Consider the following 12373-nt stretch of genomic DNA (forward strand, 5'->3'; position numbering starts at 1 on the left):
AATTCTTCATATCGTTAAGATGGCTTCTAATCTGGCTCTTTAATTATCATTTTTTAGCATAATATGCTTCGATGATAGGACCATAAAAACTTGGGTCTTCATAGTAAAGCCGCCATATAAATCTTTCAAATGAGTCTTCTATTTTTACCCCACAGTCACTCCAAACAGCATTCGGATTTTTGGAATTAAGTTTCATTACCATAAAACTTGAACCATCACCTATCTCAAAGAACGGCAAATCTCCTGGTTCTAAATCCTCATAGGTATCAGGTGACATATAATACGGATCCTCCTCTGGGTGTTCAATAATGCCCTGCATATAGTCGACTGCTATGTGAGGGGGTAGTATCTCGTTTGAATTAGGGAAAATGGCGTCTTCTTGTTCGCCACTCTTTGTTGTCAAATGCCCGTATCCAATTGATAAATAAAAACTACGTAACTCAGAAGGAAAATTTCTTCCCAACTGCTCCTCAGCTCTTTGTATCTCTTCTAATGAGCAATCATAAAATATGTTATCTCTACCTATCCTAACTATAGATTTACCATAATTTTGCCAATTATATTTCTTTAAATACTCATAGGTGTTATCCATGTTTGCCTCTCTTATTGTGCCTGCTTCAATACTTCTTTTAGAGGAGACCCTGTACCATGGATTCCTCCTTGATGATCCCCCGCTTTGATTGGAACCCCATTCCACCAAGTATGGGGGCCACCTAACTCTTGAGGTATAATATGGTGAAATTGATGATCCACTTCTTCTACCATTCCAGTCCTCTTATTTTTTTGTGAAGATTTTAACCAATCTTGGTCGGTATTTTGGGTCCATTCTTGTTTTAGTTTTTTCTTCAACTCTGGATTTTTATAGGGCGCCTTATGTTTCTTAGCAGCATCAGCACTCAACTTATTAAACTCATTATTACGTAAAGCTTCAGCCAAATGGTCCTTCTGCTCCTTAGTAAACTTAATTCCACTTCTTGTTTCCATATCGTGGATATAAGCTCGAACGTTTTTACTGAATTCAGTATGCAGCAAACCTTTCTGATCTGTCACTGAGGAATTAGATGTTCTTGATTGCTGCTGCTTCTCTGCATTCCTTAGCGACGTACTACTCTTACGAGTGCCACTACCCTGATTTACCCCAGCCAGATCCAACGCAGCCAGCCTGCTTCTGCTCGCAATTTTGCTAGCACCTCCCACTTTCATAGCCTTTGCCGCGGTGCCTGGCGTGACCATCTCAGCAACTAACATTATATAGTCAGCCGTTTCTTGAGCAAACGTAGCATTTCCAGTGAGATCCCGTAGCCCTCGCCGGATGCTCGTGTTTGCGGACTGAGAAGCTTGACCCATCAGTTCTCCTGCTTTCGAGAAAGTCCCTCCGCTAACAAAGTCCACAGCCTTTGCCGCATACCCAAGAGTATCTAACCAATCTGCACCATGAGCTCTCAAGAAGGTCTTTACATTTCTTTCACCGTTTCTAAAACGGGCTTGGCCTTCATAAAGAAAGTCACGCGTATCGCTCATCATACGTCTAAACTTCTCAAAGCTTGCCTTTTGATCCCTTGGTGGGCTGTTTCCTTGAGAAGAACTTGAGCGAGGCTCGCGTGTCCGACTCCGGCCGCGCGGTTCCTCTTCGGCAATATGCCACATTAGATTCTGAAAGTTATTTTTATCCGTAAACTGCGTATCAATGTTCTCCGTTATGAAGGAGTCAGTCTCTTCTAAATCCTCGTAATCATTCTCGTCTACTGCTTTTTCTTTCCCTTTAGAGTGGCTTTTAGAAGTACTCGAGGAGGAGCGTCGGTCAGCATACTGCTCTTGCTCGAGTTCCTGGTTCTTATCACCCCATAAGTTCTCTTCCTCCTCTTCTTCTAATTGAGCCTCGACCATAGCGGCAAATAAGTCATCAGGGTCGTTACTCTGCAGAACTCCTTCATACACTTGAGTGGTGTTGAACGTCATAGCATTGATGGCGGCTTCTTGGGCCGCATGGATGTCGCCGCCTACTGCTTTGGCTGTGAGGACCGCGGCAATCTGGCCATAAGCTTTGATGCGGATCAGCTCGGTGCTCAAAAGCTCTTGCTTACGCTCAAAGTAACGCCTTGTTCCCGAACGCAGGCCTTCTTCGCCGAGCTGGGTTTCAATGCTGTTTATCGTCTTAGGCATCATTTGTTCAGCAACGATCTCGGCGGCAGCAGCTCGGGTGGCCGCTCCTAAGGCCGCATGCGTCACTTTATGGGAAACATAATTAAAGATGTCCGTCTTGCCGGCCTTGAGATCAGCCTCAATCTGTTCCAAACGCTTGCCACCGATTTGGGCAGCGCCAAAGTGAGCCGCGGTATCAGTGACGAGATTGATGCCGGCTTCTTTCAACTGCTCACGCCAGTTGCCATAGACAAGGCCACTGGCCACAGTGTTGGCCATGCCCGTCTTCAGGCTTTCACAGAAGGCCTCTTGCAGTTGTTTTGTCCAACTCGCCGCCTCGGAGTCATGGTGTTCATCAACGTAGATGCGGATAACGTCATCACGGGCGTCCAGGAGCTTCATCCATTCATAGCCCGGTTGAGTGCTGTAATCCTTAAAACGGTGCCACTCCCTTGGCTTGCCTTTATCCACATCACCGTCGGCGCGGGAGTGCTTTTCTTGCACCAACTCGACAACGATGCCCTCTGGAGCGATAAACTCGATACCGTCTTCCTCATTATAGAAGAACTGGCACGGCAGACGGGTTTCGTTATAGTCAAAGGTCTGGGACTGACATTGCCAAACGGCATCTTTGGAGCGCTTTTTGGTCTCAACACAGTCCACATTCAAAGCGGTCAGCAGCTTGATTACCCCTTCCGCTGTTTGCAACCGGATCTTACGGGCGCGGATAATGCTGGCTTGTAAGGCAATCCCGTGGGCGGCATAGTACTCGACATCGTTTTCTTTGGTGACGGTGGTACAGCCTTGATTCTGGAGGGTGAAGTGCGTGGTCTGCACGTTTTTCTTACGCCCGATCCCGCTTCTCTTGCGGGTGACCGTGTGCTCACGCATCCAGTTTTGGATGGCGACTTCGACTAACACCCCGCCTGACCGTTTGGTTACCCCCTTTAAGGCTTGAGTTTGCAGCCCTTGCTCGAAAGCATTGCCGCCAGACGATAGATACACCTGACCTTCCGCCGCTTTGTGCTCATAAAAGCGATTAAAATCTTGTTGTTGAGCGTACGTCAGTAAGACATTGAAGTGATTGAGCCCCGTCTCGGTCGCTTCTTTAGGAGCAGCATAGCCCCCCTCAACACCCGCTAAGGTATGCAATAGCGTAACAGGCTCGCCGTCAAAATCATCTTCATGGAGCAGCTCAAAGTCGCCCGATTCTGTCTTCACCATAATCCGCAGCTTTTGTCCCTGTAAGCGCGCTAACAGATCAAAGGCGGAGCTGGTACGGCGCCAGGTGCCGGTGCTGGCGTTATATTGATCCGGCAGATAGCCCATCATTTCATTGGTGTCAAAATAACGATAAAGATAACGCTCATAAACCTCAGCATCCCGGGCAAAGGCCTGTAAGTCGTCCATAAAGCTGAGATACTTCTCGGCCGCTTGCATAAACTCTGGGTAGGCCTCCGCACGGTCTTGAGCGACCATGGCCTGGTAAGCGTCAAGCCAGCTATGACCGGCAGTTAAGCCGAGCTCAGCACCGTGGCTTTCCATAAATTGGTTCAGCCAGCGCTGGCGGTGTTGCTGGGCTTTTAGGGTTTGGTAAACTTCGAGACCTTGGAAGCCGGGCAAGCGATCAATGTCACCGCTAAGGAAGGCCTGGAGAATTTCAGGAGCCACCAGACGGCGAGCCTCTTCATTGTCTTTCTCGGCCAGCAGCTTAAGGATGGCTTCGGTGCGCGAGGTCCCCAGACAGTTAAAGGCGCAGTCATTACCGTCTCCGGAGACAGGATTCTCATAATAATCGGTTAAGCTGTCGCTGTCCCGGGCGGGACAGAGCAGAGCGCTGCCCAACACGCGAGGAGCTGGGTCAGCCGCTGCCTCTGTGGCTTGAGTCACCACGATGCGGGTCGGAAAATGAATGCAGCCGTCACGGGTGGTGGTCCTCTTTTTACCAGAGTCCACAGTATGCCAACTCATGGGAGTTGCCTCGAATTCGCGGCTCCCGTCCGCATGAATATCAACTGAGGTCCCGCCAAACAAGGCGCCGGTCGCTTTCATGTCCGTGGCCACATCGACGACCAGCCCGGCATGGCGGCTGGCTAACACCGTATCCGCCCGAGGACGTTGATAGTACCCGTTATGGGTATAAATGGTATCCAGCAGGGTTTCCATTTCCAAGGCTGCGGCCTTAAGATAGGTCGGGCCCTTGTCGCTGATAAAGCTGCTGGACTGGAGCGTTGCCTTGCCGCCGACTTCCACGGTGGTAGCTTTGGCGGCGTTATTCTGGCAATTGGTTTGCGTTAGATTGCCATCCACGCGCACCGAGCGATTACCCGCCACAGTACTAATCAGACCTTCTTCTGTGACCTCCCCGGTCACGGCTTGCCTGAAGTCGCCGCGTTCCACCGCTTCCGTGGGTCGCACGGTTTGCCCGCCCACCTTTACCGAGGCAGCGGTTTTGGTTTCCGTCTCCAGATTCATCGCCTGACCAGGCCCGGTGGCTGCTGTGCGTCCGCCTTGGCTGTTAAACGTCTGAGTCTTGCTGTGGATCTGCTCAGCGCGCGCGACGCCCGAGGCATTAATGCGATCTTCTTGGAGGGTTTGTGGAATATGAGCGGTCGCGACGAGGAAGTCTTGGCCATTAATCTTTTGCAAGCGATAGAACAGTAAGCAGGTGCGAGTCTCTGCCAGGGTCTGCTCGGTAATACCGGCCTCTTGAGTGGCTAACTCTTGGGCCCGGCGGACAGATTCCTGAACCACCCGTTCCCCACTATGGCCGTGATCATCATAAATGCGCCCGGTATTGACGCGCATCTGTTCGGTAAAGGCGATCTGCTCTAAGGCATTGTCGAGATAGAAGGGGATGTTAGTCGGATAGGTAGGGGTGAAGCGTTGCGTTGTCTCATCCCAGAAAGGCGCGGTTTTAGGCTCAGCTTGCTCCGTTTCCCCTTCTCGCAGCTCCGGCTTCAAAGTTAAGCCGCCGTAACTGGTGCGACGCAGCGTGGTCATCGACTGAGATAACCGTTCTGCCACTTTATCTAATCCTGCAGTTTCCAAAGCCACGCGCGGTAAATGGGCCCGTAACGCCTGCAGCGTTAAGGTATTGGCTGCGACAGTGAGAAGCTGCGCGGACACACCGCCGCCGATGACCAGCAGATCATCCCCCGTTAAACGCAGCTCCTGACCAAAGAAAACGTTCCCACCGCTGGTGCCGTACATATTAATGCGGCTTGCTAAACTACGATTGAGCGCATCACAAATGGCAAATGCAAAACCTGCCAGAAAACTGCTTCCGCTGCTACTATACGCTGTTGGAGGAGTATAATAACGCTTATGTTCATAAGCCTCACTGATCAGGGCTGTTTGGGAGCTAGACTGAGGACGGATCAAGCTTCCTGACACTAAGATATCCACGCCTTTTAGCACCGGCTGTTGAACAGCGAGCTCTAAGTCCCCGAGCACCATCAGCAGAGGCACATAAGAAGTTTGAACGATAGCATGCATTAGAGGCCAGGGAGAAGAAGCCTCTCTATTGAGGGGGCGATGGAACAGCAGGTGATCGGCTTGGAGACGAGAGCTGGCTAATAAGATGAGGTTAGCACTCAGCAGATCAATGGTGGGGGCCACGGCCCTTAAGCCTTGACGCGCCAAGATTGTGGCAAATCGCCCGTTAATTTCTTGCTGAGCCTCCAAGATCACTTGGCCGCCCTGACTCGATAGTGTCGAGCCATTGCTGAGGTAAAAATCTTGGTAAAAGGTGTGCCCTTCCCAGCTAGCACAGCCTAACAACTCGCTCGCATTGACCTTGACACGGCTCGCCACCTCATTTGCCGGCACCACCACCTGCTCACCGATCTGAATCTTGCCGTGGGGGGCGCGTAAGCGCAACCGCCCCTGAGAGCGCAGCTTACCATAGCGCGCATCAATCAGATAGTGACCCTCTATATCGATAGCCCCAGCGTCGGCTTGAATCTCCGCCATGTGGTCGTTATCTCGGCCCACATAGAAATAGGTGATATCTTGCGTGGTTAGATCGCCATAAATTAGGTGAAGCAGACGATCCACAAAAACTTTGTCAATGGCTTCTAAACGCAAGTGATTGACTGTGGTCGGTTGCTTAAAGACCACGTGTCTGCCGTTGCGAATGTGCACCTGCTTGGCAAAGCTCCAATCCGCATCCTCAATATCGAAGACCACATCTTCGCCTTGAGCCTCAATCAACAAGCGCGCAGGGCGAATCTTATCCTTTAAAAAGTGGTACCCGACGTATAAATCGAGCAGAGGCAAATACAGGGTCCCGGTGACTCGAATCGGTTCTCCTTCGTAGGTTAATAAGTGCAGGATGGGGCTCTCATCACGCTTCTCCGTCCGGGGACGGTAATCCCCCAGAACCGTCACGTACCCGCTGTTATGCAGATACTTCTCGAAGAAGTAATGCTGATGTTGATAAGCGCCGTCATGCTCCAAGTTAAAGCGGGTCTCAAAAACGCCTTCATTATCAATGCGGGAAGCCTGGTCAGCTCTTTCCACCGCAGCCCTGAGCCGGCCTTTATTGGTGATTTCAGTCTGGCACGGAAGTTTTTATTATGTACTTTTATTTAAATGTTAAATTTATTTTATTTAAATATATTTCCATACCGAGCAAAAAGCAACTGAATTTTGCGCTTGCTTGAGAAAGCATTTCCTACCTCTTAAGGGCATCTAGTTATTGGTGAGCCTGATAAAGGCTTCCTTTCTCAAAGAGTCTGCTTATTATTCTATCCTTTTCTTTATTGTGCTTATCTCAAGACTTAAGAGTATAGAGCAGAGACTAACGAGCATTTGGCTGCTTTTGAGGTACCTTTGTATAGTGCCACTTACTCGTCAGCAAGGTGAACAACTTATTTGCCTAATGGTGGACTATTAGAGGTAAGCGTAAAAAAGCAATCTAGATTATCTTTGTGAAGTATTTGATATTACGACGGTATATTGTTTCTTTAAAAAAGCCGCAGTGTTTTATATATAAAATTTTAAATAATTTAGTTTAATTTTTGTAAAATTACTGCTGAAATTTTAAGGGGAATTGTGGATTCACTATTCCAGGTTAGATTTTATAAGCAATTAGTATAAGGAAGATTTGTATGAAAGACTTTTTAACCCTGCTTGCCTTTATCGCTTCTATGACATCAATGCATTGTTCGGCCTTGGACGCCCAAGATATGCCTTCCAATGAGAAGATAACCGCACCCTCTCTATTATCAGCTTCCCTTTCTAACGCTGATACCCCTGCAATCTCAAGCGAATTAAAGGACAATACTGCGTCCGGCATAACTGGCACTTATACTGACTCTGATATTTCAGAGGCAATATCAGAAGACAATGCCACTGTGAGTGAGGAAACAACAAATAATTTTAATAGAAAACTTGAATTACTTAAATTACATGACCAAGCTACTGAAATAATGATTGAGCGTTATGAATCTCGAGCAGAACATAAGCCTTTGATTAGTAAAATTGCGACCGGCGCCCTTAAAGGGATTATTGGTGTTCCTGCCGCTGCGGTCGGGGGTGTTATTGGTGGCACCGTCGGGTTAATTGGAGCTCCGGTCATCGGCACTGTCATAGTACTAAGCCATGGTGTAGGAAATAGGATCTTTCCGGGGGTAAGACCTTCTCCATTGCTTACCTGGGTGGTAACTACCGCTCTGGCCCCTATAGGGGTGAGTATAGCTTTCGCTTCCGTCAGTTATGATTATGTTGCCACGACCATTGATGATACCGATAAGATGATCCGTGGCGTGGACAGGTATAAAGGTATTCTCTACTAGAAACTCCTATTTAAAACATAAGGAAGGATAAAAAGCATCCTTCCGTTTTATTGTCAGCTTTTACTGCAGCTGCAATAGTTTGGGAAGTTTAGAGGGTAGCGGAACAAAATAATCTAAGATAATTTGAAACGAATAGAACCTTAAACGGGCAAGAGGTTGAAATAGAGATGCTAAAAGGGCAAAGAACAGTGTCAAAGGTTAAATTTCTAGTCATAGCTGGGCTATTGATTAATCTCTCAGCAGACTTGTGAGCCCTTTGTAATATCAGCGTGGTTTTCTCCTATATCATGGCATTACAATTAAGCTTCCCTTATCTTTAACCTCAAAACATTCATCAGCTTCAATAGGGTAAGGAGGCTTTTCCCTCTCCTCAAAGAGCCCTGTTTTACTCTTGAGCACTCACCGCCAAATAGAATTTACAAAACTATTTTACCTATAACTTCTGCAGCTGATCACAGATAATAATCCTCAGTTATATAATTTCTCCTATTTCCAGTAGGAGCAAAGTAACAGGATGACAGCATGAAATTAAAGAAATCTACAGCCTTCTTGCAAATAGTGCGGCAAGCCGCTGTTAATACCTTTATTGCCATTATTGTTCTGCAAGTTTTTATTGGCGACAGCCAGGCAGCAAAAACAACAAAATTTAATTCGCTGTATCAGGTCCTCGATTTATATGGCTGTGATTCTAAAGCAAAGAAGCAAGCTTTAGAGTATTTACTCAAGAAATCCGGGAGTATTAAAGAAGAGGCCAACTTGCAAAAGGAGTTTCCACCGCGTCATAATAACGATGACCTTTTTAGGGATATCCTGAAATTTGTTAAAGCAGCCCAGGAAAAATTTGTTATCCGCCAAGGGAGCCAAGAACGATGGCAAGTAACGACACCTTCCTGGATGCAAGAGGATACGGGAAAGCTTAAACAGGCGTTGACAGAACTCGGCTTAACCCGAGAGATTTATCCTTTTCAAACAAAACCCAATGCCATTTGCATCCTGGGATCCACCCATCCCTCAATGACGATTAGAATGAACTATGCCAGTAAATTGGTTAAACAGGGAACCTTGACAAGTCGTTATTTAATCCTCTTAGCCGGCGAAAGAAAGGTGACCGTTGGCGTGGACGGTAGTGAAGAAGATTTGTCAAAGATAGCGCTACGCCAAGGAAAGAGCTCAGTAGACATGCTAACTGAGACGGATCTGATTAAGGATATCTATGAGAACTCAGATCTGGTCAATAAATTTGAAGTAGTAATTATTGATACCCCTGCCGGCAATTTGCCGCGGCCTACCACCGAGACCACTATTCTTGAGCTCAGTAAATGGCTGGCAGATCATAAAGATATCAAGACCATTGTCTTCGTTTCCCACCAACCGTATGTGGGGTACCAGAATGGCATTATATCAGCGGTGTTAAAGCATAAAAAATTGTATATCAAATTTAGTGTCGTGGGTCCTGCCGCTGCCGCCGATATTGCTCCTTCCAAGTTGCTAGAAGCTTTGGGCTCTGAGATCTGGGCTCGCACCCCCACTATTATTGCTTCCTTAAACATTAACCTCAAAAATAACCCAGATGCTGCAGAATTAGCTAAGTTATATGAAAAAACCCCTCTGGTTTATAGCGTACTGAATAGCATTAAGGATAACGACCCAAGAGCCAACAATTAATATTTACGGGGGCAAGGGTCCTGCTTTAATGGTCCTTAGCCTCCATTATAAAGACTTATTTTTCAAATTTTTGATCAGTTCAATAAAGTAACAATTTTGGTGAGTAATGCGGCAAAGGATGAGAGTTCCCTGAATTAAGGTTACCAACCTTAAAGATTCTCCTCTCAATAAAGATAATAGGAGCTTGGCAATGACAGGGGAGGAAGCTTACAAGGAATGGTGAGATGCTTCTAATTATATTGCCAACAGCCTGATTAATGAAGCCTTTGGCAACCATTACCCTATTTCTCATGGTACAACTTCAACCAGAAGCAATGTATCCGTGAATGCCGTTTTATCCCTTGTCTACCTTTAAATAGTTATTCTAACATTACCGCCACTGAGGCTGTTACCATTAAAACCTTAGAAGCAGAATCTCGCCAATTCCCCTGACTCACCTGCCACCATGGCCAATAAAATTAAAATCGTCCATTTACCCTATGGCTTAACAAATTGTTATCGTTTAAAATTGGCATAAATCTCATCATGTTTAGGGGTATCTACCAGCCATGAATTTCCTAAAGTGTCTCCTTACTGGACTCTGGGCCATCGCTCTTCCCGGGCTCGCCACCCAAGCAAAATTAGAACATACCACGGTTGAATTACTAAGTGAGGTAGAATCTGTTAAACCACAACAACCATTTTGGGTAGCCTTTAAAATCACCATGAAGCCTGGCTGGCATACGTATTGGAAGAACCCCGGCGATTCTGGCCTCGAGACTCAGTTAAATTGGCAGCTTCCCGATGGCTTTTCAGTCTCACCCATACAATGGCTGCCGCCAGAAAGATTGCCACAAGGTTCCTTTATTTCTTTTGGGTACACCAATGAAGCTTATCATCTAGTTCAAATTACGCCGCCCAAGGATTTACCCGAAGGTAAAGTCACCATTTCCGTGCAAGCCAAATGGCTTGTATGTGAAGAAACCTGTATCCCAGAGGAAGCCCAATTATCATTGACACTGGATCGATCTGGGGAAAATGATACGCTTTATAGCCAACATAAAGCCTTGATTGATGAACTTGTCAGCGAGTTACCAGAAAAACCCCATCAGTTTGGGGAATATCGCATTGAGGGCGATCACTTGGTATTTTATCTCCCTCCTGGCTTTCTAACCGATAAAAAGATTAGCGACATTACGTTCTTCCCAGAAGAGAAGGGAACAATTCAAAATAAGGTGACTCAACATTGGTCTCTTAAGGAAAATCGTATTATTATTAAAATCACCAAGAATCACACCTTTCCTGACCGAATTACAGGCTTAATCCGAGCCACCGATGCCGAAACGAAGACCATAAATTCGTATCAGCTTTATTTTGGCAAAGTTGACGTTCCACCGGTAAATGAGGGATTGGAAGGAACATTATGGGGCATTTTAATCTTTGCCTTTTTAGGGGGACTAGTTTTAAATGCAATGCCCTGTGTGTTTCCGGTTTTATCTCTTAAAGCCTTGACCATTGCTAAAAAGGCCCATTACCAGCCTGCCTTTGTCCGTCAGCAAGGCGTGCTTTATATGGCTGGCGTCATTAGCACGTTCATGCTTCTAGCCTTTGCATTGATAACATTTCAGCACACGGGGGATGTTGCGGGGTGGGGCTTCCAAATGCAGAACCCCTATTTTATTGTATTTATGGCTTATTTAATGTTCTTTATTGGCCTCAGTTTATCAGGAGTAATCTACTTGCCGATGCTATTCGGCAACATGCAAGCCACCATCGATGATGAAAATAATAAATGGGGCAGCTTTTGGATTGGAATGCTGGCTGTTTTAGTTGCTACGCCCTGCACAGCTCCGTTTATGGGGATTGCTATTGGATATGCCATGACTCAACCAGCTGTAATTATTATGCTAGTCTTCTTAAGTTTATCCCTAGGTTTTGCGGTACCGTATCTTCTTATTAGTCTTTTCCCTGTCATCCTAAAAGTTCTGCCTCGGCCTGGTCGCTGGATGGAAACCTTCAAAGAACTTATGGCCTTTCCTATGTATGCGACGGTGGCTTGGTTGTTATGGGTACTTGTCCAGCAAGCGGGCTCTCGGGGCTTGATTATATGTTTAATGGGTTTGGTGTTGATGGCTTTCAGCATCTGGGTTTGGCAGCGCCATCGCCCACAGACAAAGTTTAACAAGGCGCTAATAGCGCTGTGTCTGAGCGCCTTAACAGTCTCACCGGTAGCTTATCTACGGGAACCGAGCGAAATTATCCGCATCGAAAAGTTCTCGCGGCAACGGCTCCAAGAGCTTAGAGCTCAGAATCGTCCCGTGTTCGTCTATGCAACGGCAGCTTGGTGTATCACCTGTAAGATGAACGAGCTTTCCCTCAAATCAGCCGCCTTACAAATGCTGTTTAAAGATAAAGATATAACGCTTTTAGAAGCGGACTGGACCAATCAAGATAGTGAGATCACAGATTATCTGAGCAGCTTTGGCCGCAGCGGTGTGCCGCTCTACGTGTTTTATCCTAAGACCGGGGAATCTAAGATTTTGCCACAAATCTTAACAGAAACAATTATTGTTGAGGCGATATCCCAGGAAGAATTTAGTAAATAAAAGAGCAGACAGGATATAAAATAGGCAGGGTTAACCTGCCTGATTTTTCTCTGTTTTTTCAAGGAGTCCCTATTTAGAGAAATCTTCCATAAATCTTTAGCTTGAACCTTCCCCTTAAGTGGGGCGTGGGAGCCTTTAAGAAGATAACTGCTTAAAGTTGGTTGTTCAATTGCTCAAATC

Annotated in this window: 5 protein-coding genes; 3 read left to right on the forward strand and 2 right to left on the reverse strand. The window is 46.5% G+C overall.

Translation table 11 applies throughout. The annotated features are described in order from the left end of the window. Positions 1-46: 46 nt before the first annotated feature. Both HMO_RS15505 and HMO_RS0105600 read right to left on the reverse strand, forming a co-directional pair. The gene (locus HMO_RS15505; protein ID WP_010299842.1) at positions 47-592 is read right to left on the reverse strand and encodes an SMI1/KNR4 family protein; all 546 of its coding nucleotides are present in this window, start codon (positions 590-592) and stop codon (positions 47-49) included. Positions 593-603: 11 nt separating this feature from the next. Further along, a complete protein-coding gene (locus tag HMO_RS0105600; RefSeq protein ID WP_010299843.1) occupies positions 604-6666 on the reverse strand; it encodes an HNH endonuclease in 6063 nt (2020 codons plus the stop codon). A 590-nt stretch (positions 6667-7256) separates the two neighbouring features. On the opposite strand from HMO_RS0105600, the gene HMO_RS0105605 reads away from it, so the two are divergent. The 3 genes from HMO_RS0105605 (at position 7257) to HMO_RS13920 (ending at position 12193) form a co-directional block, all read left to right on the forward strand. Continuing rightward, on the forward strand, positions 7257-7943 hold the full coding sequence (locus tag HMO_RS0105605) for a hypothetical protein (protein WP_010299844.1): 687 nt from the start codon (positions 7257-7259) through the stop codon (positions 7941-7943). Positions 7944-8465: 522 nt separating this feature from the next. Further along, on the forward strand, positions 8466-9608 hold the full coding sequence (locus HMO_RS0105615; protein ID WP_010299847.1) for a P-loop NTPase family protein: 1143 nt from the start codon (positions 8466-8468) through the stop codon (positions 9606-9608). 548 nt (positions 9609-10156) lie between these two features. Then, the gene (locus tag HMO_RS13920; RefSeq protein WP_010299851.1) at positions 10157-12193 is read left to right on the forward strand and encodes a protein-disulfide reductase DsbD family protein; all 2037 of its coding nucleotides are present in this window, start codon (positions 10157-10159) and stop codon (positions 12191-12193) included. Positions 12194-12373 lie beyond the last annotated feature (180 nt).

It is taken from the genome of Candidatus Odyssella thessalonicensis L13, from assembly GCF_000190415.1.
Classification (GTDB): Bacteria; Pseudomonadota; Alphaproteobacteria; order Paracaedibacterales; family Paracaedibacteraceae; genus Paracaedibacter; species Paracaedibacter thessalonicensis.